Annotated in this window: 23 protein-coding genes; 9 read left to right on the forward strand and 14 right to left on the reverse strand. The window is 56.6% G+C overall.

The window, feature by feature from the left end; all coding sequences use genetic code 11:
- Positions 1-547 precede the first annotated feature (547 nt).
- Positions 548-1516, forward strand: coding sequence for an NAD(P)-dependent oxidoreductase (locus AC2FJV_RS06860; protein WP_496693964.1), 969 nt, complete (start codon positions 548-550; stop codon positions 1514-1516).
- Between the two features lie 310 nt (positions 1517-1826).
- Here the strand turns inward: AC2FJV_RS06860 and AC2FJV_RS06865 are convergent, their stop codons facing one another.
- The 7 genes from AC2FJV_RS06865 to AC2FJV_RS06895 form a co-directional block, all read right to left on the reverse strand.
- Positions 1827-3563, reverse strand: a complete 1737-nt coding sequence (locus AC2FJV_RS06865) for a Mur ligase family protein (protein WP_496713176.1) — start codon at positions 3561-3563, stop codon at positions 1827-1829.
- Between the two features lie 14 nt (positions 3564-3577).
- Positions 3578-6373, reverse strand: a complete 2796-nt coding sequence (gene cphA / locus AC2FJV_RS06870) for a cyanophycin synthetase (protein ID WP_496713178.1) — start codon at positions 6371-6373, stop codon at positions 3578-3580.
- A 22-nt stretch (positions 6374-6395) separates the two neighbouring features.
- Complete coding sequence (locus tag AC2FJV_RS06875; protein WP_142637921.1) at positions 6396-7283, reverse strand: cyanophycinase; 888 nt, start codon at positions 7281-7283, stop codon at positions 6396-6398.
- Positions 7284-7338: 55 nt separating this feature from the next.
- Entirely contained in the window at positions 7339-8505 is a 1167-nt protein-coding gene (iadA, locus tag AC2FJV_RS06880) for a beta-aspartyl-peptidase (RefSeq protein ID WP_496713180.1), read from the reverse strand.
- A 286-nt stretch (positions 8506-8791) separates the two neighbouring features.
- The gene (locus tag AC2FJV_RS06885; protein WP_142637917.1) at positions 8792-9106 is read right to left on the reverse strand and encodes a DUF1244 domain-containing protein; all 315 of its coding nucleotides are present in this window, start codon (positions 9104-9106) and stop codon (positions 8792-8794) included.
- An 88-nt stretch (positions 9107-9194) separates the two neighbouring features.
- Positions 9195-9434: a DUF6868 family protein gene (locus AC2FJV_RS06890; protein ID WP_142637915.1), complete on the reverse strand. Its 240-nt coding sequence runs from the start codon at positions 9432-9434 to the stop codon at positions 9195-9197.
- A 77-nt stretch (positions 9435-9511) separates the two neighbouring features.
- Positions 9512-10249 (reverse strand): N-formylglutamate amidohydrolase, encoded by a 738-nt coding sequence (locus AC2FJV_RS06895; protein ID WP_142637913.1) that lies wholly within the window; start codon positions 10247-10249, stop codon positions 9512-9514.
- Positions 10250-10382: 133 nt separating this feature from the next.
- On the opposite strand from AC2FJV_RS06895, the gene pyk reads away from it, so the two are divergent.
- A complete protein-coding gene (gene pyk, locus AC2FJV_RS06900; RefSeq protein ID WP_142637911.1) occupies positions 10383-11828 on the forward strand; it encodes a pyruvate kinase in 1446 nt (481 codons plus the stop codon).
- On the opposite strand, the gene AC2FJV_RS06905 is transcribed toward pyk, so the two are convergent.
- Complete coding sequence (locus AC2FJV_RS06905) at positions 11829-12302, reverse strand: Lrp/AsnC family transcriptional regulator (protein WP_271950091.1); 474 nt, start codon at positions 12300-12302, stop codon at positions 11829-11831.
- Between the two features lie 188 nt (positions 12303-12490).
- Between AC2FJV_RS06905 and AC2FJV_RS06910 the strand changes: the two genes are divergently transcribed.
- The 4 genes from AC2FJV_RS06910 (at position 12491) to rplT (ending at position 15250) form a co-directional block, all read left to right on the forward strand.
- Positions 12491-12928, forward strand: a complete 438-nt coding sequence (locus AC2FJV_RS06910; protein ID WP_142637907.1) for a universal stress protein — start codon at positions 12491-12493, stop codon at positions 12926-12928.
- A gap of 13 nt (positions 12929-12941) precedes the next feature.
- A complete protein-coding gene (locus AC2FJV_RS06915) occupies positions 12942-14489 on the forward strand; it encodes an alanine/glycine:cation symporter family protein (RefSeq protein WP_271950089.1) in 1548 nt (515 codons plus the stop codon).
- A 180-nt stretch (positions 14490-14669) separates the two neighbouring features.
- The gene (rpmI, locus tag AC2FJV_RS06920) at positions 14670-14870 is read left to right on the forward strand and encodes a 50S ribosomal protein L35 (protein WP_010443552.1); all 201 of its coding nucleotides are present in this window, start codon (positions 14670-14672) and stop codon (positions 14868-14870) included.
- Between the two features lie 14 nt (positions 14871-14884).
- Entirely contained in the window at positions 14885-15250 is a 366-nt protein-coding gene (gene rplT, locus AC2FJV_RS06925) for a 50S ribosomal protein L20 (protein WP_142637903.1), read from the forward strand.
- A gap of 138 nt (positions 15251-15388) precedes the next feature.
- On the opposite strand, the gene AC2FJV_RS06930 is transcribed toward rplT, so the two are convergent.
- From AC2FJV_RS06930 to dgcN, 4 genes are all read right to left on the reverse strand, one after another.
- Positions 15389-16201: a methyltransferase domain-containing protein gene (locus tag AC2FJV_RS06930; protein WP_496693969.1), complete on the reverse strand. Its 813-nt coding sequence runs from the start codon at positions 16199-16201 to the stop codon at positions 15389-15391.
- 437 nt (positions 16202-16638) lie between these two features.
- Positions 16639-17499, reverse strand: a complete 861-nt coding sequence (locus AC2FJV_RS06935) for a D-amino-acid transaminase (protein ID WP_142637899.1) — start codon at positions 17497-17499, stop codon at positions 16639-16641.
- A 10-nt stretch (positions 17500-17509) separates the two neighbouring features.
- On the reverse strand, positions 17510-18475 hold the full coding sequence (dgcA, locus tag AC2FJV_RS06940) for an N-acetyl-D-Glu racemase DgcA (RefSeq protein WP_496689979.1): 966 nt from the start codon (positions 18473-18475) through the stop codon (positions 17510-17512).
- A 70-nt stretch (positions 18476-18545) separates the two neighbouring features.
- Positions 18546-19547: an N-acetyltransferase DgcN gene (dgcN, locus tag AC2FJV_RS06945; RefSeq protein ID WP_271950080.1), complete on the reverse strand. Its 1002-nt coding sequence runs from the start codon at positions 19545-19547 to the stop codon at positions 18546-18548.
- A 295-nt stretch (positions 19548-19842) separates the two neighbouring features.
- Here dgcN and AC2FJV_RS06950 point away from each other — a divergent pair, with 295 nt between their 5' ends.
- A complete protein-coding gene (locus tag AC2FJV_RS06950; RefSeq protein WP_496713182.1) occupies positions 19843-20805 on the forward strand; it encodes an L-malyl-CoA/beta-methylmalyl-CoA lyase in 963 nt (320 codons plus the stop codon).
- Positions 20806-20838: 33 nt separating this feature from the next.
- On the opposite strand, the gene AC2FJV_RS06955 is transcribed toward AC2FJV_RS06950, so the two are convergent.
- Both AC2FJV_RS06955 and AC2FJV_RS06960 read right to left on the reverse strand, forming a co-directional pair.
- The gene (locus AC2FJV_RS06955; RefSeq protein ID WP_142637891.1) at positions 20839-21417 is read right to left on the reverse strand and encodes a PA14 domain-containing protein; all 579 of its coding nucleotides are present in this window, start codon (positions 21415-21417) and stop codon (positions 20839-20841) included.
- 117 nt (positions 21418-21534) lie between these two features.
- Positions 21535-21987, reverse strand: a complete 453-nt coding sequence (locus tag AC2FJV_RS06960; RefSeq protein WP_281973130.1) for an Lrp/AsnC family transcriptional regulator — start codon at positions 21985-21987, stop codon at positions 21535-21537.
- Between the two features lie 73 nt (positions 21988-22060).
- Here AC2FJV_RS06960 and AC2FJV_RS06965 point away from each other — a divergent pair, with 73 nt between their 5' ends.
- Complete coding sequence (locus AC2FJV_RS06965) at positions 22061-22657, forward strand: LysE family translocator (protein WP_281995537.1); 597 nt, start codon at positions 22061-22063, stop codon at positions 22655-22657.
- Positions 22658-22803: 146 nt separating this feature from the next.
- On the forward strand, positions 22804-23766 hold the full coding sequence (locus AC2FJV_RS06970; protein WP_142637885.1) for an acetyl-CoA carboxylase carboxyltransferase subunit alpha: 963 nt from the start codon (positions 22804-22806) through the stop codon (positions 23764-23766).
- The last annotated feature ends 1 nt before the right edge of the window (position 23767 follow it).

Genomic DNA, 23767 nt, shown 5'->3' on the forward strand with positions numbered 1-23767 from the left:
TGTTATACCCCTGAAACTCACGGGTATGAATCACGCAGGCGGGATGACGGCAACCAAATTAACAGGTCCAGAACCTAAGCCGTGGCTAACTGTCCACGCAGCCAAGCTTTGAACAGGTCGACATCGATATGCGAAACGTTCAAATGCCGGGCCGCTGCCTCGAAGCTGCATAACCAACTATGGGTATTGGGTTTGATCTAATCTAGCGACAAATAGTTTTTGTGGTAGATAGCCTGTTTTATCATTTTCACTTGCAGCTCAGGTCGCGATACAAGTTTTTGAATTGTCTCAAATCCGAACAGGAAATCTGGACTTGATCAAACCAGACGTCTCATCGACGAAAGTCAGGATTGCCACATTCGTGGCCAATCCGGCGCTTGGCTTCGACTTCGTGGCAAACGCGGCCGGTCCTGGCGTTATTGCAGGTTCCAACGTCGTTTATCAGACAAAGGGGTCGGTGGCACCTTGTTCTCGGGAATCGCTTATCGACCGCTCACCTAGCGGATCTGTTTGTTTGGATTTTTCGTACACTCGGAAGGAATAGAAGATGAAAGTAGGGTTCATTGGACTTGGTAATGTCGGCGGAAAGCTTTCAGGCAGCCTGTTGCGGAACGGAATCGACCTGACGGTTCTTGATCTAAACCGCGACCTGATGGCAGCGGCGGCGGACAAGGGTGCCAAGTTGGCGGAAAATGCCGCAGCATTGATGCGTGATTGCGATGTCGTCATCACCTGCCTACCCTCGCCTACCGCATCGGACGCTGTCATGCAGGAGATGCTGCCAGAGGTGAAAGAAGGCAAGATCTGGCTGGAGATGTCTACCACTGACCAAGCCGAAGCCGAACGCCTTGGCGGTATCGTCATCGCCGCCGGTGGTGCCGCAGTCGATTGCCCGGTATCTGGCGGTTGCCACCGCGCCGACACTGGTAATATCTCGATCTTTGCGGGCTGTGACCGCTCAACGTTCGAGCGAGTTCTGCCGTTGCTGAAGACAATGGGACGCCGTATCCTGCATACCGGTGAACTTGGCAGCGCCTCGATGCTCAAGGTACTTACCAATTATCTGGCCACCGTCCATCTGGTCGCCAATGCCGAAGCGTTGGTGACGGCGAAGGCTGCAGGTATGGACCTGAACACAGCCTACGAGGCGATCAAAATTTCGTCCGGTAACAGCTTTTCCCATGTTACCGAAAGCCAGGTAATCCTGAACGGTTCGCGCGATATCTCATTCACCATGGATCTGGTGAAAAAAGATGTGGGCCTGTTCCAGAGTATTGCCGAACGAAACAATGTGCCGCTGGAAGTCTCACCCTTGATTTGCCAGATTTTTGACGACGGCATTGCACGCTATGGCGATCGCGAGCTATCGCCCAACATTATCCGCCGGTTAGAGGACGCCACCGGTCTTTCCATCCTTGCCCCCGGCTTCCCTGCGGAAATGGCGGATGACGAACCAGAAGAGCCTGGATACGAGGTGATCCCGCAGGGTTCGTCGCGCGTCTCTGCCGGCAGCTAGAGCCCGTTTCAGCAGCCACGAGCAAGTTGAGGGCAGGTATCATACCTGCCCCGACGGCCAATGCTCAGAGGCTCAGAGGCTCAATGCCCTTTGAACGGCGTCGCACCAGCTTACTCGGCCTCGAATTGCGGGACGGTATGATGCAATGCGCAAAACAAAAAATCCGAGGATGAGGCGGATATACGATAGGGACGAAGGTCCGACAGGGCCGTATTGACACTGGGTGAGGGCGTCGAATGTGGACTGCCGACCGCCCAAAAACTCATTTCCTAACACGCCCTCTCTGTGATCCCGACACGCGCCTCTGTTCTTACCCGTCGAGCATAGCGAGAACAGCGTCACGATCGGACAGAACCAGCAACAAAGCGATATCATCCGGTTGTAGCTTTTCAAGTATCATTGATGCGGCTTGTGTGGGCGAAGCGGCTCTGAGTATTTGTTCTGCACCATACCCATGTTCCAACGCTGTCTTTTCGATCAGATCAGAAATTTCCCCCGAATCGCGGCCTCTTAGATATCCTTCCAGCTCGGTTGCGACGACCACGTTAGGTTGGAAATTCAGCGCTGTCGCGGTTACGTCCCGGATATCCTGATCCGATCTGTCCCCCGCATGGCTGAGCATGATGAAACGCCGTTTTGCTGGCAAGCTCGACAGCGCATCGCAAACGGCGGAAATCGAATGCGGGTTATGTGCAAAATCCACAAAGACCCGTGCCCCGTTGTATCGGAACTCGTTGCAACGGCCTGGATTATCCTTGGCGTCTGGTTTGAACCCGGCCAATCCATCCCGAGCCGCCTGAACGGGCAAGTCCAGCGCCAAAGCCAGGCACAAGGCCGCTAGCGCGTTCAGGATATTGTATTTCGCAGCGCCGCCCATGGTCAGGGGAACATCGGAAACTGCAATCACCACCTGTTCCGCCGCACCGTCGAAAAACACGATATCACCCTGCCGCACATAGGCGCAGCACCTGTCTGCATCGCGCGCCTGGCGGATCAGGTCGTTCTGCGCGTCCAGCGAAAACCACCAGATATTCGCCGAGGTACTCTCCGCCTCGGCACGGACAAAGTCATCATCGGCATTCAGAACCAGCACGCCCCCTTCGGCCAATGTTCGATGTACGGCGAATTTGGCCTGGGCCAGTTCCGGCACCGTGTTGACCCCGTATTGGCCCAGATGGTCGTTGGCCACATTGGTGACAGCCGCCGCCGTGGCGGCGCGGGTCGGCAGACCCCGGCGCAGGATGCCCCCACGGGCGACTTCAAGACAGGCAACCTCCAGCCTTTTATCGCGCAGCAACATCCGCCCGCCGCCGGGGCCCGAGTAATCGCCACGGTCCAGTATATCATCGCCCACGCGGACAAACTCGGTCGAGGTTAGCCCGGCGACCTTGCCCGAAGCGCGCGCGATAGCCTCAAGCAGCCGGGTCGTAGTGGTCTTGCCGTTGGTTCCAGTGATGAACGCGACCGGGATATCATGCAGCGCAGACCAGTCCACCTCACCCGGGGTGGGCAGCCCATCAACAGGCCAAGTCTGACTGCCTGTGCCATGCCCGATCGACACCTCGTCATCATCGCAAAGGATATCCACGCCATGCGCCTCAGCCGCTGCGATCAAGGCGATCAGCGCAGGATTGGCTTCCATTTCCATGACGCCTTTGACATCCGCAACCATCTGATCGAAATCTCCGGGCTCGGATGCCAGCAGTTCTGCAGCACAGAAATGCCAGGCGGTTTGCGCTGCGAATATCCCAGAATAGAGCTGATCCATCGGTGTCGAGATCGCCAGATTGACGCCGCCCGTAAAGGTACGGTGGATCAGACCCTGTCCCTGCCAGCCCAATGCGTCCAGAACCCGGCGCGCATGCTTCTCCCACAAGTCGGTGATCTGCGTCGCGTCGATATCAGTGAAGAAAACATCCATCACCGCGCCCGGTCGGTTCCATAGCAGGCCCGGCCCGGTCAGACGCCGGGCGTCATCCACCTGAATATGGTCAACGGTCGCGCTTTCTATTGTCAGCGCGGTCTCAAGCTCTTCGATCCGGTCCATTCCGGTGCCTCCGCTCAATCCGCGTCTTCGCTGATTTCACGGGCCAGACGCACGCCACGCTCATCCCGGATCAGGTTCTGGTCGCCTTCGAACATATCTTCGAACGAGGTTTCGGCGGGGGCTGCCACAGGTGCGACCTCGGGTTCTTCGCCATCAGAATTGAAATAGATGATCTGTTTCCAGCAGCGCGTTGTGTCATCACCAAAGATCACCAACAGATCGCCCTGTCCGGCCTGTTCCAACGCGGCACTGACCGCTTCGACCTCGTCGGGGATGACCGTGATGGCTGCGGCATCCACTCCGTTGTCGATCAGGGCTTGACGCATCATCTGCGGCACCTCGTCATGCCCGCGTCCGCGACGGCGGTCATCTGCCTTGCAGATGAAATGATCAAAATGTCCGGCCAGGGCGGCGGCCCCATCGACAATATCTTCGTCGCGCCGGTCGCCAGGCATCGCTACCACGCACAGCCTGCGGCCCTTGATCTCTAACTGATCGGCCAGCGCCGCCATCGCTTTCAGCGCGGCGGGGTTATGGCCATAATCGAGGATCACCTTGAAGGGATGTTCGTCATAGACATTCATCCGTCCAGGTGCCTGGAAATAGCTGGTGTCGAAGGTGCGCAGCCCATGACGGATATTATCCAGATCCACGCCGAAACTATAGGCCATCGCAGCGGCAAACATCGCATTCTGGACGTTGAAAATTGCCTTGCCTTCCAACGTCGCCGGGATCAGATGCGACCACAACACCGGGATATGAAGCCCGTTGTCATAGATGGTCAGCATGTCACCATTCATGCCTTTTTCAAGCACGATAGCCTTGCCGCCGGCCTTGATATGTTCCTTGACCAGACTGTGCGCTGGATTGGTCGTGACATAGAAAATCTGATCCGCTTGAGCGTAGTCGGCCATTTTCAGACAGTTGATGTCATCGGCATTCAGCACTGCAGTATCCACAGCGCTTTCAACCACCACGCGCTTGACAACGGCCAGCTCCTCGACCGTGTTTATGCCGCCGAGACCCAGATGATCGGCCGAGACATTCAGACACGCCGCCACGTTCGACCGCTGATAGCCCAAACCGGACCGCACAAGCCCGCCGCGTGCGGTTTCCATCACTGCAAAATCGACCGCCGGATCACGCAGGACGATCTGCGCGGATTTCGGTCCCGTCATGTCGCCCTTAACGCTTAGTTTACCGTCCACATAAACGCCATCGGTCGAGGTCATGCCAACGGTCTTGCTGCTGGTTTTCATAATATGCCCCAGCATACGCGAGGTCGTCGTCTTGCCGTTGGTGCCTGTGATCGCCGCAATCGGGATACGGGTTTTTTCGGTGGCAGGGAACAACATGTCGATCACTCTGCCCGCCACGTCGCGGGGCTGACCTTCGGACGGCGCCACGTGCATCCGAAAGCCAGGGGCTGCGTTCACCTCGACGATAGCACCGCCAATATCCTTGTAGGATTTGGTGATGTCGTCGATCAGAAAATCCACACCTCCCACATCCAATCCAACCGCCATTATGGCGCGTTCGGCCATGTCACGATTGTCAGGATGCACCACATCCGTCAGATCAATCGCTGTCCCCCCCGTCGACAGATTTGCCGTTGAACGAAGATAGAATATCTCGCCTTCCGGCAGCACGGTTTCTTCGGTCACGCGCGCATTCTCCATCAAGCGTTTGGCCTGATTGTCGATTTCCAGCATTGTCAGCACTTTCTCGTGCCCGATGCCACGGCGTGGATCCTGGTTCACGATGTCAACCAGTTCGGCAATCGTGTGTGTGCCGTCTCCAACGACATGTCCGGGGACACGCTTGGCCACCGCAACCAGTTTGTTGTTCACAACCAACATTCGGTGGTCAAAACCGGTGATGAAGCTTTCCACCAGAATGGCCCTGCTGCGAGAATGTTCCTTGGCTTCGGCAAAACCGGCCTCGACCTCGGACTCCGAATTCAGATTGATCGAAACACCGCGTCCATGATTGGCGTCAAGCGGCTTGACGACGACAGGAAACCCGATACGCCCAGCTGCTTTTGCCGCCTCGCGTGCCGAATAGACCATGCGCTGCTGTGGTACCGGCAGGCCCAGATCGTTCAGCAGATTGTGGGTATCTTCCTTGTCGCAGGAAATCTCGACCGAGATATGTTTGGTCTCAGAAGTGATGGTAGCCTGGATGCGTTTCTGATACTTCCCGTGTCCGAACTGCACCAGCGAGCCAGAGTTCAGCCTGATCCACGGAATGTCCCGCTCTTGTGCCGCCTTGACCAACGAGCCGGTCGAGGGGCCAAATTCTTTGCGCTGCGCCCGCAGCACAAAGCTGCGTAACTCATCATCCCAGTTGAAATCCGGATCAAAATCGTAATCCACCTGGTCCTTGAGGGAGTGTGGCAACAGATGCATTAGCAGACGCATCGCCAGCTTGCCCGCATCCAGTCCGACATCGCGCTGGCGGTATTCATAGACCATGTTGTACTGGCCGGGTTCGCCAGTGCCGCGCGTTCGGCCAAAAGTCACATCCGTACCGGCTACGTTTTGAACCTCGATAGCGCAATGTTCCAGCACATGACCCAGCCATGTGCCCTCATCTTCGCGCAGGCGGCGGATGAACCCGCCGGGTTCGCGATAGGAACAGCCATGTTCTGCCAAACCGGGCAGTGCCGCGACCAGAGCGTCGATAAATTCCGAACCAATTTTTGCCGAAGGCCATTCTTCCAGAATACCCAGATCGATAACGTGGCGAATAACCGGAAAACTTGCCCAAACATTCGGGCCGACAAAGACGTTGGTCGAAATTATTTTCATGAGGCACCCTGTTGGTTAGTTTTTATTTTCCCCCGCCGGCGCCCTCGTCCCCGGACAGGTCCGGCAATGTACAGAACGCCATATGCTCATCCGGCGGAAACGCCTGGCGAGCCGTCAGATCATAACGGCACCCTTCGCCCAGAACGTCAAGCCGAAGTCCCAGAAGGCTCAACGCCTCTCCGCGGCGGGCATCCCACATCGATGAATGCGTCAGATGGCTGGCATCCACCACAGTGACCGTTCCGCTGCCCACTACCTCAAGGACGTTATCGGGCCCAATGAAGGCCGCCGTGTCTTCGTCAACGCCCAACCCGATCAGGAAAGGGTTGAAAGATGAGGCGGTTAACAGGCGCCCCAGGCGGTTACGCTGCGTGAAATGCTGGTCAATGATGACTGCATTGGTCAAACCCATGCCCGGGGCCAGAGTGATATTGCCTTCGGCTGGGGCGGAATTGCTGCTGCCGCCTGCAACCATATGCTCGGACATGACCGACGCCCCGGCTGAGGTTCCCGCAATCGGTATCCCCGCCGCATTCCGGCGCCGGATTTTCTGAGCAACAAGCGTGCCACCCAGAATCGCCGACAAGCGCAGCTGGTTCCCGCCGGTCATGAATATCCCGGTGGCGCGGTCCAACATCTCGGCATAGTCGGGATTGTCGCAATCGGCGCGACGCGAGATGGGCAGGAACTCAACCTGACCCGCTCCAAGCTCAGAGAAAATGCGGTTATAATCCGGCCCTGTTTCTTCCAGCATCGAGGCTGTCGGGATCACGACAATATCGGCATCGCCGCCGCCGGACAGCTCCACGAATTTGCGGTGAATCTGCATTTCCTTGACGCGGTCTTCGCCACCGCCGATCGGGATGATGAACCCGCGCGGGGTCTCTGCATCAATGGGTGCAGGGCACATATCTTAACTACCTTCCGGAGCTATAGCGGGCAGCCACCGGGGACCGCGCGGACGTTCAAATCTGTTCATACATGCCGCGCCGGGCTATCTGGCCATCGCGGACATGCCATTCCCCCCGGGCCATCAAATGCCGCACAGCGGTGTTTTCGTCAAGAACCACCAGATCGGCGTCCATACCTACGTTCAAACGGCCTTTTCGGTGCAGCTTGAGCAGATCGGCGACATTTGACGTTAGCGGGGCCAGCGCATCTGACAGGGGCATTCCTTTGTCGGTCAGCTCGCGCAGCGTTTCTGGCAGAGTGTCGGACAACCCCACACCAAACCGTGTCAGATTGCCCTCACGGTCAAAGGCCGGCAGGCAGCCACCCCCATCAGAGCTGATGGTGAAACGGTCCGCACGACCACCCAGATCGCGAAATTGGATATAGGCCTCGGCGGCTGATATGCCCGGCTCGATATGCTCGCAGGGGAATGCGGTCGCGTCGATGTAACATCCGTGCCGCGCCAACGCGACAGCCTGTTCAAAGAGGGGTTTGTTGCGATTGACATGAGTTGGATTGAAGACGCGTGCGGGGATTTCGCAGGTCGCGATAGCCTGTTCCAACATCGACAGGCCCCTGTCGCCGTCGCCCATATGGCAATGCACGATCCCTGCCTTGCCGGTCATCAGGCCCGCGACATGCGCCTCACTTGCGATCCGCAGAAACTCGTCCAGTGTCGGTTGGCTTGACCGGTGATCACTGATCGCCAGTTCCCCAACACCGATAACCGGATCAAGGAATACGATATCACCCCGGGCGGAACCGGTCAGGGTGGTCAGAGGGACGTGATAGCCACCAGTGTGACACCAAGCCGAAAGCCCCTCCTCCCGCAGCCCATAGGCCTGCTGCACCAACGTCTGCGTGTTGCGGGTCAGATCGTCCGTCCCCAATACCCCCACAACCGACGTGACCCCGGCACGGGTGAACGAGGACAGGACCATCGGCGGCACCCGGCTGGCTGGCCCGGTTTCACCGCCACCACCCGTGATATGTGCATGTCCGTCGATCAAACCCGGAACAACCGATGCACCTTCGACGTCAACGACTTCAGCCTGAAGCGGATCCGGCAGTTCGGGTTGAGTGCTACCGAGGTAAATAATGCGTTCACCCGCGGTGAGAATATGGCCTAAACCAACAGGCTCAGGCGTATAGAGCCGCGCATTCTTGATCAGTTTCAACACGTTTCATACCCGTCAGAAAGAGCAAAGACATCCTTTCTTGCACTGAAAGTCAGCAGAAGAACCATCCCTTAATTCGGAGAAAGCGTAAATGTCGGGCGCAGGCCTTAAAGGCAAAATCTTAGGAGCGCTGAGGTAAAGCTGGGCATTTGCGCAATTCGCCGCGCCAGTCGCTTTCGGATCGGAACAACCGTAAGAAGCGAATGTAGCGGACGCCGTGAAACCTTTGTTGACAGCCGCCTCACTGAGAAAAGGCCCGCCGAAATGGTGGGCCTTTCTATTTTCACGTTCAGCTCTTTTTGCCGACATTTTCTTCGAATGAGACTTCAAAAGCCGCCTGCTTTTCAGGACTGGCTTCGGTCTGATACTTGGCTTTCCATTCGCTCATGGTCATCCCGTAAAAGATCTGGCGGGCTTCGTCCTTGTCCATCTCAATGCCCTGTTCATTGGCCGCTTCCTGATACCAGCGCGACAGGCAGTTGCGGCAAAATCCGGCCAGGTTCATCATGTCGATGTTCTGAACATCGGTCCTGTCTTCCATCAGGTGCTGCTGCAACCTGCGGAATGCGGCGGCCTGAAGTTCGGTTTCAGTTTTCTGGTCCATGTTCTCGCTCCGGATGCTTGCCCAATATGTTCAAGATGACCTAACAACCAAAGCGGGCCGTTTCAATCATCAGCAACACCTCAGTGCGCTAGGCCAGTTTCAACGCCAGCCAGGGCACGATGGAAAAGATAAGCACCAGAATTTTGTAATTGGCCAGATACCTGAAATACGCACGTTTCACATCCGCGCGGTCCATTTGGAACATCCGACTATGGATGCCAGCCGCCCAATCCTGCATCAGCACGACCATCAGGGTCGAAAATAGTAACACAGCAAGGTTGATCACCGCCATCCAGCCGAAAACAGATGTCAAAAGCTCTTGCGTCATGATCGCCTCCTTTCGCCTGATATATGGGGTTTCGGGCGTGGTCGCTCAATGGTGCGCAGGCTCTCAGCCACCAAAAGTCACAATTCGCTTTGCGAAAGGGCGTCTTCCAGGACAATTCCCAGACGTTCGGCCCATGCGCGCTGCCCCGCGTGGTCGGCGATCAGGTCATTGCGCAGTTCGATTAACGCATTAGGGCGGCCAAATGCAGTGCAATGCTTGTCGATCGCATCGCCCGGCAGAACGCCAGTATAGGGTTCATTGACGCCAACACATAGGTCCTTTTCAGCCTGCAACCGGTGGATCAGTGGGCGCGAAAAACGCTCATCCGGAGTGTGCAGCACACCGACATGCCAGGGACGCGGTTCGCGTCCACGCAACTGCCGGGTGAAGGAATGCATCGACACGATCACCGCATGGGGCAGTGCGGCCAGCTCAGCCAATGCCCTATGGTAAGGGCGGTAACACATGTTCAGACGCCGCTCGCGCTCATCCGCATCGGCGTTACGGTTGCCGGGAATGATTGACCCATCATACAGTTTCATCACAAGAGTCGGGTCGTCCTCGCCTCGGTTCGGATCGATCACAAGGCGCGAGAAATTCGCCGCGATCACAGGCGCGTTCAGAATTTCACCCAGATGTTTCGATACTTCATAGGCGCCCACGTCATAGGCAATGTGGCGCTCCATATCCTCACGCGGCAAGCCAAGATCCCCACCATTGATTCCCGGTGGAACAGTATTGGTCGCGTGGTCACATGTGATCAGCCAGCGGGAAGGGCGATCCGCGCCATGGATAAAAAACGGAGAATACGTCATAAGCCTGTCATGTTGTTTCCGGCAGGTTTAGGACAGTTGCTTCGGAAAGGGAATTGCGCAATAAGCGGGCAGAGTCGATGTTTGCGGTAACATTCGCGCAAATTCAGGACATGATTTGAGGAGAACAAGGTCAATGCGACGCCTGAGAAATGTGAAAATCGTGGCGACGCTGGGGCCGGCGTCCAATGACTATGACACCATTCGCGCATTGCACGAAGCCGGAGCCGACGTATTTCGCCTGAACATGAGCCATGGCAGCCATGACGAAATCCGCGAGCGGCACCGGATCATCCGTCAGGTCGAAAAGGATCTGGACAGCCCTATCGCCATTCTTGCAGATCTGCAGGGGCCAAAGCTGCGTGTCGGCGTATTTGCCAATGATGCGGAAGAGCTGATCGAGGGTGCCGTGTTTCGGTTGGATCTGGATCCGGCCCCGGGCGACGCAGGCCGCGTATGCCTGCCCCATCCCGAGATTTTTGCTGCGCTGGAACCCGGTGCGCGCCTCTTGGTCAATGATGGCAAAATTCGCCTGATCGTACAGGATTGCGGCCAGGATCATGCGAATTGTACCGTCGAGGTCGGCGGGACAATTTCGAACCGAAAGGGCGTGAACGTGCCGGATGTCGTGCTGCCCTTGGCCGCGTTGTCCGCCAAGGATCGTGGTGATCTGGAATTCGTCTGCCAGCTGGGTGTGGATTGGTTGGCGCTGAGTTTCGTTCAGCGGGCCAAGGATGTTTTTGAGGCTCGGGCACTGGCCGATGGGCGCGCCTCGATCCTGTCCAAGATTGAAAAGCCTGCTGCGGTTGAAGCGTTTGACGACATCCTCGATGCCTCTGACGGCATTATGGTTGCGCGCGGAGATCTGGGCGTGGAGCTACCGGTTTCCGCGGTGCCCCCGATCCAGAAACGTCTGGTCCGCCGGTGCCGTAGCGCCGCCAAGCCGGTGATTGTGGCCACACAGATGCTGGAAAGCATGATCGAAAGCCCGATGCCCACACGCGCCGAGGTTTCAGATGTGGCAACCGCAATCTACGAAGGCACGGATGCCATCATGCTGAGTGCGGAATCTGCCGCTGGCTCATATCCGATCGAGGCCGTGCAGACCATGAACAAGGTCGCCATCGAGGTCGAAGCCGACCCCACTTATGATCAGATTATCGCAGCATCGCGCACGGCGAAGGGGACTACCGTGGCCGACGGCATCGTCGCCGCCGCTCGCGAAATTGCCGAGAAAACGGATATCAAGGCCATCTGTTGTTTCACTCAAAGCGGCACAACTGCGCTGTTGACCGCGCGCGAACGCCCCGGAGTTCCGATCATTGCAATGACCCCAGCAAAGGGAACAGCCCGTCGGTTATGCCTGAGCTGGGGCTGCCATTGCGTAATGACGCCCGAGCTAGAGCGTTTCAAAGGGGCGGTCGTGAGCGCCGCCCGTGCTGCTCGTTCTGGTGGATTTGCAACTGACACGGATCAGATCGTTGTCACCGCTGGTGTTCCGTTCAACGTGCCCGGCACGACCAATATCCTGCGGATCGCGCCTTGCGACGAAAGGCTGATCTATAACACGGATCCTGGCTGATCAGGCGGGTATGACATTCTGCCCGACCGGTTCCTTGACGATTTCCATCACGGTAAAGGAACTGGTCTGGTGAATGCCCGGAAGCTTATTGATCTTTTCCCCCAGGGTCTGGCGGAAATGGGCGATGTCGCGTGTGCGAACGGTTAACAGATAATCAAACGACCCCGCCACCATCAGGCAGCTTTCGATTTCGGTGACATCGCGCACGGCATCGTTGAATTTATCCAATGAGTTCTCAGACGTTGCAGCCAGGGAAACCTGCACAACCGTCATATGCCCGAGACCCAACCGCTCCTTGTCCAGAACGGCGCTGTATCCGGTGATATAGCCGGTTCTTTCCAGTCGTTTTACACGCTCTGAGCACGGGGTGTTGGTCAGGTTTACCCGCATGGCAAGCTCGACGATTGGCAGGCGGCCATTGGCTTCCAATTCCTGCAGGATGCGTTGATCGATCTTGTCCAATTCTCTGTCCATTAGGTAAATTCCCTGTAATTTTGGCGCATAATGGGATAATTTACTGAGAATAGACCAAAAATAATACCATTTCCTAGTGATTTTTCCTGATACTGACTTGAGGGCAGTCTACAATAAATGCTCCAAGTTCCGGCTGCCCTGCCGGGGGCACGGGCCCCGGTCAAATGAACAATAAATGGAGGAACGAGATGACAACAAAAATTGTCATAGGACTGGACGGGACAGAATCCGGAGAACGTGCCATCGCCTTCGCCAAAGATTTGGCTGAAAGAATTGGTTCATGCGAGCTTCTGGTTGCATATGTCATTGAATGGTCGCCCTACACTTTTCAGACACCTGAAGAAAACGCAAAGCGGCACATGCGGCGTGAGGAGGAGATTGAACTAGCAACGACACGGGTGGTGGCACCCGCCGTCGACGCCCTGAAGGCCGCGGGTTTCGCCGCGACCGGAGTGGTGCGCCACGGAGATGTGGCTGAAACGCTGAATGCCATCACGGTAGACAGCAAGGCCGTACAGATTGTCGTTGGACGCTCGTCCGCGGATGGCCTCAAAAAGCGTATCTTCGGCAGCTCAACGCAAAACCTTGTAATGCATGCCGATGTACCGGTCACGGTCGTGAATTGAGGGAGGCACAGGAATGAAAACACTATCTCAACTGGGATTGGCAGCCGCCACCCTGATGGCCAGCCCCGTCGCCGCGCAAGAGGCGCCCGGGTTGGACGAAAAGATCAATCAGGCTTTTGCTGATATCACTGGGCCATTCGTTAGCTTCATATTCGCACCAATTCCCGGGACAGGATTTCCCTGGATCGTGATGTGGTTGGTTATCGCGGCGTCGGTCTTTACTCTGTACTTTGCTTTTGTGCAGATGCGCTTTTTCGGCCACGCGATAAGTCTGGTCAAAGGCGACTATTCCGATCCCAACGATGCTGGTGAGGTTAGCCACTTTCAGGCATTGGCCACTGCCCTGTCGGGCACGGTCGGGCTTGGCAATATCGCAGGCGTTGCCGTTGCTGTTGGCATTGGTGGCCCCGGGGCGACCTTCTGGATGATCCTGGCTGGTCTTCTGGGCATGGCGTCAAAATTCACCGAATGTACACTTGGCGTAAAGTATCGCAACGAATACGAAGACGGCAGCGTCTCGGGCGGCCCGATGTACTATATGTCCAAGGGTTTTGACGAGCTTGGCCTGCCCGGAGGTAAGATCCTGGCGGTTGTGTTCTCGATCTTCTGTATTCTTGGAGCGCTGGGCGGGGGCAACATGTTTCAGGCCAATCAGGCGCATCAGCAGATTGCAGGCATCGTCGGGAATTACCCGGGTTGGATCACCGGTGTGGTCTTTGCGGTTGTCGTGTTCATGGTGATCGTCGGTGGACTTAAATCCATCGCGCGAGTGACTGAAAAAGTTGTGCCCTTTATGGGCGTGATGTATGTCGCGGCGGCTCTGGTCATCATCGTCATGAATGCGGATATGATCGGTTGGGCCTTTGGTCAGATCTTTGCCGGTGCGTTTACCGGTCTTGGTGTGGCCGGCGGAATGGTCGGTGCTCTAATCCAGGGCTTCAAACGGGCCGCGTTCTCGAACGAGGCCGGCGTTGGGTCTGCTGCGATTGCCCACTCGGCGGTGCGCACAAAGGAGCCGATCACAGAAGGCTTTGTTTCGCTGCTTGAGCCGTTCATCGATACGGTCGTGATCTGTACCATGACCGCGCTGGTGATCATCATCACACAGCAGCTGATCATCGACCCCGAGACCGGCAACTATATGTTGAACGAAGCAGGAAGCGCTATTGCGACCGTTGACGGCAACTCGGGCGTCAGCCTGACCTCTGCCGCCTTTGGCAGCGCGTTCAGCTGGTTCCCCTATGTTCTGGCGATTGCGGTGATCCTTTTTGCTTTCTCGACTATGATCAGCTGGTCCTACTATGGCCTGAAGGCCTGGACCTATCTGTTCGGTGAGGGGCACACCAAAGAGCTGGTGTTCAAGATCATCTTCTGCGTCTTCGTGGTGATCGGTGCTGCGGCCAACCTCGGCCCGGTTATCGACTTCTCGGATGCGGCGATCTTTGCGATGGCGGTTGTGAACGTCTTTGCGCTCTACTTCCTGATGAAGATCGTTCGTCAGGAACTGGCATCATATAGTGAAAGACTGAAAAGCGGTGAGATCCGCAAATACGGTCACTAAATAGACCACCGGGGCGGCCTGCGTCGCCCCGGTGCCTGACTGGGCTGCTAAAATTGCAGATTCAGCCAAAACCCCCTTGCCAGTATGGTCGAACTTGCGTAAACGGCGCTTCTGATCGCGTGACCGGCCGAGATGGCATGCCGAGTCGCGTTTCGAACCGAACCCCGAAAGGAGACGGAAATGCCTAAGATGAAGACAAAGTCGAGCGCCAAAAAGCGCTTTAAGGTGACTGCGACCGGTAAGGTCCTTGCTGGCCAGGCCGGCAAACGTCACGGCATGATCAAGCGGACCAAGAAATTCATCCGCGATGCTCGTGGCAACACCACCCTGTCCGCCCCCGACGCCAAAATCGTCAAGGGCTATATGCCCTACGATCGATAAGAGGAGATTAAGACATGTCCCGCGTTAAAGGTGGAACCGTAACTCACGCCCGTCACAAGAAGGTTATCAAGGCCGCCAAAGGTTACTATGGCCGCCGCAAAAGCACCTTCAAGGTTGCCCGTCAGGCCGTAGACAAGGCCAACCAATATGCAACCCGCGACCGTAAGAACCGCAAGCGTAACTTCCGCGCGCTCTGGATCCAGCGGATCAACGCTGCTGTACGTTCGCATGACGAAGCCCTGACATATTCCCGCTTCATCAACGGCCTGAACCTGGCCGGTATTGAAGTGGACCGTAAAGTTCTGGCCGATCTGGCCGTGCACGAACCGGAAGCGTTCGGCGCGATCGTCGCCCAGGCTCAGGCTGCTCTGACCGCCTGATCCTCTGTAAAGAGACAGTGAATAAAGGGCCGTTCCGTTTGGGGCGGCCTTTTTTGTTACTGGTAACTGGTAGGGTCCGCTTTGAACCAAGAAGGCCGGATGCTGTGCAATGTCTGTCTGCCCGATTACTGAGAACGGTCAAACGATCTTGGGTTTATTTGCGATTTGGCTCACATAGGACATAAAACCAAAAAACATCTTGGCAGATACTCTGCGTTTCGCTTCTGATTTCAAAGCCTCTGCAGTTTCGGAAAATAACAGACCCTCTTCCACCATGCGGTCCGCTCCGCGTTCAATTACGGTGAGAAAATAGGTCGCTTCCCCTTCTGCCACATATCCATGACCTTTCCGGGCCCCAAGTTGAAATCCGGCATCGACCAGGATGCCTGAAATCTGACGCATTATCCAAAGATTAGTGACATTTTGATTGATCATGAATTTGATGAGTTGATCGAGCGGATCAAAGTCCGCGATCTGCGCAGTTGCGGTACTGTAGTCGCCATCACAAATTGCCAGTACACCTCCGGGCTTCAAAAGGCGGAAGGCCTCTTGGACAACGTCTTCAGGTCCAGGGACGTGGCACAACAACGTGTGCATTAACACAAGGTCAAAGGTCTCGCTTTCAAAACCTGTGTTTTTGGCATCCCCGATATCGAAGCTAAGTCGATCATCATCCCCAAAGCTCTTCTGGGCCCGAGCGACCATGACGGGCGAGGGTTCAATTCCATGGGCCGTTGCGGCTCCTGCAAGCTCCAACAAATCTCGGGTAACGTGTCCTGTTCCTGAACCAAGCTCCAGCGCCCGTGCACCTTTGGGGAGACTCAGGTTTTCCATGTAGGCTTTGCGAATTGCAATCTGCGCAGGCTCTAAACAGCGCACTTCCATTGCTGTTGCGATCCGCTCTTGAAGGGCGGTGTCTTGTGCGCCGAGGTCAGAGTATGGATCGGCCATAAGTTAACTCATTTGAAATGGACCACAGGAGGACATGATAGACCAACATTTTCATCGGCACCAATAGCGGCCATTGAGGCCCATTGGTCGTGTGACGGGGCATCTCCGGCCCTCTGCCCCCTAGCTACACCAGCAACACATAGGGGCTTCGCCATCATCATGTGTGAAGTTGGCTCCTGAAAACCGCAACTCAGCGCGTAATATGCCGCCTGGTTTCGGCCATACTAATACCCATTGTCAGGCTGAGTATGCCTATTCTCAAAGCGGCCTGTCAGGATGCAGGATCACCAACTATCGTGTTCAGTGCGCGCTCTGAGATTTTGGTGCCGCACCTTCTTTGCGCCGTTCATCCCGACCAAGATCTGCACGCGGCACCAAATGTTGTCAAATTCGTTGCGACCACCCCATGCCACACAAACGCCCAGCATGGGATTTCTTTAGAGTGCTGCCTTGCGGCTTTCGTCCAGATAAATCTCGCGCAGACGTTTGGCTATGGGTCCCGGCGTGCCGTCGCCCAGCGCTGTGCCGTCAATTTCAACCACAGGCATGACAAAAGCACTGGCAGAGGTGGTGAACGCCTCATCAGCCTCCTTGGCCTCGTCGATAGTGAACAGGCGTTCTTCGACAACCATCTGCGCTTCGGCTGCCATTCGCAGAACGGCCTTGCGGGTGATGCCGTGCAGGATGTCGCTCGACAACGGCCGGGTGACAATCTTGTTGCCTTTGACAAAATACGCGTTGTTGCTGGTGCCCTCGGTCACATAGCCGCCTTCGACCATCCAGGCATCATCACAGCCCGCAGCCTTGGCCATCATCTTGCCCAGCGAGGGATAGAGCAGTTGTGTCGTCTTGATGTCGCGCCGGCCCCAACGGATATCCTCGATCGAGATGACCTTGGCACCTTTCCGGGCAGCAGGGCTGTCTGCCAGACCCGGCTTGTTTTGGGTGAACAAAACCAGTGTGGGTTTGGTATCAGCCGCAGGAAATGCAAAATCTCGGTCGCCGTCGCTGCCGCGCGTGACCTGGAGATAGACCAGCCCCTCTTCAATGCCGTTCAACTCGACCAGCTTGCGGTGGATCTCCAGCAGCTCGTCCTTCGCGCAGGGTTCAGCCATCTGCAATTCGTCCAGCGAGCGCTTGAGGCGGACCGCGTGGCCTTCGAAGTCGATCAGCTTGCCGTCCAGAACGCTGGTCACCTCATACACGGCATCGGCCATCAGGAAGCCACGATCAAAGATCGACACTGTGGCTTCGGTTTCGGGCAGGTAGTCGCCATTCACATAAACGGTGCGGGTCATGTCAATCTCCTTAGCCCCAGAGCGCCGCCAATGGCGGGTACACTCCGGCATCATCAAAAGTCAGCGGGTTGTCGCGGTCTTCGGCCAACAGAAGTGGTCCGTCAAGGTCCGTTACCATCGCACCCTGCGCCAGCAATGTCGCAGGGGCCATCGCCAAAGAGCTGCCGACCATACAGCCGACCATGATGTCATAGCCTTCAGCAATCGCCGCTTTGCGCAGCTCCAGCGCTTCGGTCAGACCTCCGGTCTTGTCGAGCTTGATGTTGATCACATCATATTTGCCCTTCAGTTTGGGCAGGCTGGCACGATCATGGCAGGATTCGTCGGCGCATACGGGAACCGGGCGCTCCATCCCGATCAGCGCGTCATCGTCACCGGCGGGCAGAGGTTGCTCGACCAAGGCCACACCCAGGCGCACAAGATGTGGCGCAAGATCGGTGTAAACGGCGGCGGACCAACCTTCATTTGCGTCCACGATGATTGTCGCATCCGGTGCGCCTGCGCGAACGGCTTCAAGTCGGGGCATGTCATCCGGCGTGCCCAGTTTGATCTTTAAAAGCGGGCGATGTGCATTCGCAGCCGCCTGCGCCTGCATCGCCTCGGCGGTGTCCAATGACAATGTATAGGCCGTGATTTCGGGGCCCGGCTGAGGCAGCCCAGCCAGATTCCAGACGCGTTTACCGGCACGCTTGGCCTCAAGATCCCACAGCGCACAATCTACGGCATTCCGTGCAGCGCCCGCAGGCAATAGGTCCATCAGTTGCACTCGGTCGAAACTGTCGGGCAATCCGGCAATTTCAGCCTCGACCGAATCCAGTGTTTCACCATAACGCGCATAGGGCACACATTCGCCCCAGCCCTGATACTGGCCGTCAGAAATGCGTACAGTCAGAACCTTGGCCTCGGTCCGTGACCCACGTGAAATTGTAAAGACCTGAGCCAGCCTGAATACATCGCGAGAGACGTCAATTTGCATAACATACCTTTTCCTGGCTGAGCCGCCCGGATTTTCCAATTTAGATCCGGGCCGGCGGGACCAGACCGCTTTATACTGCTGCCAGCGCGTCGACCAGCTTGCCTGCACCAAAACGGAACGGGTCCGTCGCGGGCAGCCCCATGTCGGCTTCGACCTGTGCCAGATAGGCGGATGCGTCTGCTTCGCTCATATGCTGCGTGTTGACCGAAACACCGATGACCTGACACTCAGGATTGGCAACCTTGGCCAGCGCCAGCGCCGTGTCCCGCAGAGCCTGCAAAGATGGCAAACTATAGGTCGGCAGACCGCGCATATGCTCGCGGGTGGGTTCATGGGACAGGATCAACGCGTCCGGTTGACCGCCATGGATCAACGCCATTGTCACACCGGAATATGACACATGAAACAGTGACCCTTGCCCTTCGATCAAATCCCAGTGGTCGTCATCATTGTCGGGTGTCAGCCATTCGACCGATCCCGCCATGAAATCTGCGATCACCGCGTCCAGCGGTACACCGTCACCGGTGATCAGAATGCCAGTCTGGCCAGTAGCTCGGAAGGTCGACTTCATGCCACGCTTGCGCATCTCGGCATCCATGGCCATCGCGGTGTACATCTTGCCAACCGAACAATCGGTGCCCACTGCAAGACAGCGCTTACCTTTACGTTTGATGCCGTTGGCGATTGGATAGTCGACCGACGGAACCCGCACATCATGCAGCTTGCGGCCTGTTGCTTCGGCGACTGCGACTAGATCGGGTTCATCACACAAAAGGTTGTGCAGGCCCGAGGCCAGGTCGAAACCTTCCTCCAGCGCCATGACCAGCACCTTTTTCCATTCCTGACTGATCACACCGCCACGATTGGCCACGCCAATGACCAAAGTCTTGGCCCCGGCCTCTTTGGCCTTAGCCAGGGACATGTCGGTCAGGCCCAGATCGGCTTTACAACCCTCCATCCGGTATTGACCCACGGCGTTTTCCGGACGCCAGTCCTTGATTCCAACGGCAACCTTGGCCGCCAGCTGGTCGGGCGCATCGCCCAAAAACAACAGATACGGTGTCTCGATCATTGCGGTGCACTCCTTTGATTCTGGCGCAGGCTATGGGACGGGCAAGGCGAGTGTTTCTCGATTTCGCCCAGCATCGCTGGGTCCCGCAGGAAAATTTCGCGCAAATATCGCAGCTTGCGCAAAATTTTTTCAAGTTTTTAAAGCGATTAAACTTTAATCACCAGAGACACGGCGCATTGCGGCGAATGCTGCGACTGCATTGCCGCAGATGCACAAACATGCTTGCGGAGACCTGCGCAATTTAATACCCCATAAGACAACAAAATCGCAATTTCCTTTCCTGCACGAGGTCCAGATGAGCTTTCGCATTCAACCCGCCGCCCCCGCGCGCCCCAACCGTTGTCAGTTGTTTGGCCCCGGGTCGAACACCAAGCTGTTCCCCAAGATGGCGGCCTCTGCGGCGGATGTGATCAATCTTGACCTTGAGGATTCGGTTGCACCATCTGACAAGGATACAGCGCGTGCCAATGTCATCGAGGCGCTGAGCACCCTTGATTGGGGCTCCAAATACATGTCCGTACGAATCAACGGACTGGATACGCCTTACTGGTACCGCGATGTCGTGGATGTGATGGAGCAGGCCGGAGATCGACTGGACCAGATCATGATTCCCAAGGTCGGTTGTGCGGCGGATGTCTATGCGGTGGACGCGTTGGTCACCGCCATCGAACGCGCAAAAGGCCGTACTAAACCGATCAGCTTTGAGGTCATCATCGAATCCGCAGCTGGCCTCGCCCATGTCGAAGAAATCGCTGCCTCGTCCCCCCGGATGCAAGCCATGAGCCTTGGGGCCGCCGACTTTGCGGCCTCGATGGGCATGCAGACAACTGGCATCGGCGGCACGCAGGAAAATTATTACATGCTGCGCGAAGGTGAAAAACACTGGTCCGACCCGTGGCACTGGGCGCAGGCCGCCATCGTTGCCGCCTGCCGCACCCATGGCGTGCTGCCGGTGGATGGACCGTTCGGCGATTTCAGCGATGACGAAGGCTATATCGCGCAGGCCAAACGTTCTGCCACTTTGGGCATGGTCGGCAAATGGGCAATCCACCCCAAACAGATCGCGCTGGCCAACCAAGTCTTCACCCCCTCGGACGAGGCGGTGTCAGAGGCCCGCGAAATCTTGGCCGCCATGGAGCAAGCCAAGGCCAATGGCGAAGGTGCGACGGTCTACAAAGGGCGTCTGGTCGATATCGCCTCGATCAAACAGGCCGAGGTGATCGTGGCCCAGGCCGAATTGATCGCTGCCAATAGCTAAAAGTAGAAAGGCGCCTCACCGGGCGCCTTTTTCTTACCGTCCGAAGACATCATTGGGTGTCCAGGTGAACCTTTCGCCCTTTTTACCAGATTTCATCATCAGACAGGATGTTCCGAGCTTCTGGAAATAGATGATCTTGAGCGCGTACCACCCGGCTTTGGGCACATCGACTTCGGTCCGCTGATTGGCCTCGCAGCCCTGAATGCCCGAGACTTGTCCAATGTTCTGGCCTCCGACGAATGCCTCTATCCCGTCATTTGACCACGTTTCCAACTCGTAGATTCCAGCAGAGTCGAACCGCATGTACCCCGTAATCTCGGCGGCGACATTGTAAGCGCCGTCAAACGTCATGACGTCCTGACCCTTACTGGTGTCCCTGTAATCCAAGCCCCGCAACGGTTGTCCGGGCTGCGCTTTAGACAGCATGCTTTTTGCATGGCTCAGATCTCGGATCTTCTTGTGTTGATTGCCAGTGCCAAAGTAATTCACATTCAATCCCGCCTTGGGGCTGGGCTGTGGGTTGGCAGGTTGCAGTTTTAACGGAGCTGCAAAAGATGCACCCGCAATCATCACCAAAGTTGCGACCAGTGCTCCGGTCCGAACAAGTTTCATCGTCTTCTCCCTGAATACGACCGGTTGGGGTTGTCCCCATTTTTGGTCAAATCTTTGGCAAGACAGTAAAACGTGAATCCAACTCCGGCAAGCCGGTACAGAATCATCTTTCCAATGTCAGGCCCGCATATCCTTGGGCGAGCCCATGACGACATAGGACGTGATCGACGTGACATGGGGCAAAGTCCCCAGAACTTCGGTGTGAAAAGTTTTGTAAGACGACAGATCGGCACATTCCACGCGCAACAGGTATTCGATCGTGCCGGTGATGTTATGGCACTCCACCACCTCAGGCGCGCGCTGCAATGCACGCTCGAACCCTTCCTGAGCGGCCTTTGTATGTTCGCCCAGCCCCACGCCAATATATGCGACAAAGCCGATGCCCAGCGCAGGTGGGTTCAATACAGCACGATAGCCCGAGATCACGCCCGCGCGCTCTAATTCCTGAACACGGCGCAAACAGGCCGAGGCTGACAGCCCGACCCGATCGGCCAATTCAAGGTTGCTTATCCGCCCATCACGTGTCAGCTCACGCAATATATGGCGATTTATATCATCCAACTTGATCATTAATTGCAGAATTACCGCAATAACCAGCGCAAACGCAATTTCATTTGGGCGGATTCCATCAATTATCTGCGCTATGAACCCTGAATTGCTTTTTGCCCTCGTCACCTTTGCCTTCGTCTCGTCGATCACGCCGGGACCCAATAACCTGATGCTGATGGCCTCGGGCGCGAATTTCGGGTTTCGACGCACAATCCCACATATGTTCGGAATCGGGTTGGGCTTTACAGTCATGGTCCTTCTGGTCGGAACGGGGCTGGTGCAGGTGTTTGATGCCTATCCAATCAGCTATACCGTGTTGAAAGCGGCGTCGGTGGCCTATCTGCTGTATCTGGCATGGAAAATCGCGCATTCGGCCCCAGCCGAAGCGGGCGCACCTGCGGGGACACCGATGACGTTTTTACAGGCCGCAGCATTCCAATGGGTCAATCCAAAAGCCTGGGCCATGGCCCTGACAGCAACAACCGTATACACCCCCGATCGCTCCCTGAACGCCATCGTCATTGTCGCGATTGTTTTCGGCGCAATCAATTTGCCCTCGGTCAGCACATGGACGGTACTCGGGCAGCAGATGGCGCGGATTCTCACGAACCCACACCGACTGATGCTGTTCAACTGGGTGATGGCGGGGCTGCTGGTCGCGTCGCTCTACCCTGTGCTTTGGCCCGTTTGAGAACGCTCGCAGGCTGACAATGACCGGTCATCAAGGCCCTTTTGAGGGTGAATACGGGCACCCCTACCAACCCTTTGAATCTTGCTGAGTTGCATCCGGGGCAACGTCAGGCCATATAGCAGGGAACTTCCGCGTTGAGAGGCGTCATGACCCAGTATCTGGAATTCGAAAAACCTTTGGCCGAGATCGAAGGAAAGGCCGAGGAACTGCGTGCGCTGGCGCGCGCCAATGAAGAGATGGATGTGGCCGCAGAGGCCGCCGCTCTGGATGCCAAGGCTGAAAAGCTGTTGGACGAACTCTATGCCGATCTGACGCCATGGAGAAAATGTCAGGTCGCTCGTCACCCTGGACGTCCCCATTGCAAAGACTACGTGGAAGATCTGTTCACCGAATTCACACCTCTGGCAGGCGATCGGAATTTTGCTGACGACCTGGCCGTGATCGGCGGTCTGGCGCGGTTCAACGATCAACCCGTTATGGTGATCGGCCACGAAAAGGGCAGCGACACCAAATCGCGCATCGAACGCAATTTCGGCATGGCTCGCCCCGAAGGGTATCGCAAGGCTGTCCGACTGATGGAAATGGCAGGACGCTTTGGACTGCCGGTTATCACCTTGATCGACACGGCTGGCGCCTATCCCGGCAAAGGCGCCGAAGAGCGCGGCCAGTCCGAGGCGATTGCCCGCTCGACCGAAATGTGCCTGAAGATCGGCGTCCCGTTGGTCTCGGTCATCATCGGCGAAGGTGGATCAGGCGGTGCGGTGGCTTTTGCAACGGCAAACCGTGTCGCGATGCTGGAGCATTCGGTCTATTCGGTCATTTCACCCGAAGGCTGCGCCTCGATCCTTTGGAAAGATTCAGAGAAAATGCGCGAAGCAGCCGAAGCGTTGCGGCTGACCGCGCAAGACCTGCACAAGCTGGGCGTTTGCGACCGGATCATTTCGGAACCCAAGGGCGGCGCACATCGCGATCGCGCTGCGACCGTGGACTCCGTGCGGGATGCGATTACGGCGATGCTCAAGGATCTGGACGGCAAGGATTCCGCCGCCCTGATCAGAGATCGTCGTCAAAAATTCCTCGACATCGGCTCAAAAGGGCTGGCTGCGTAAC

It is taken from the genome of Ruegeria sp. CDSA241 (assembly GCF_059611265.1).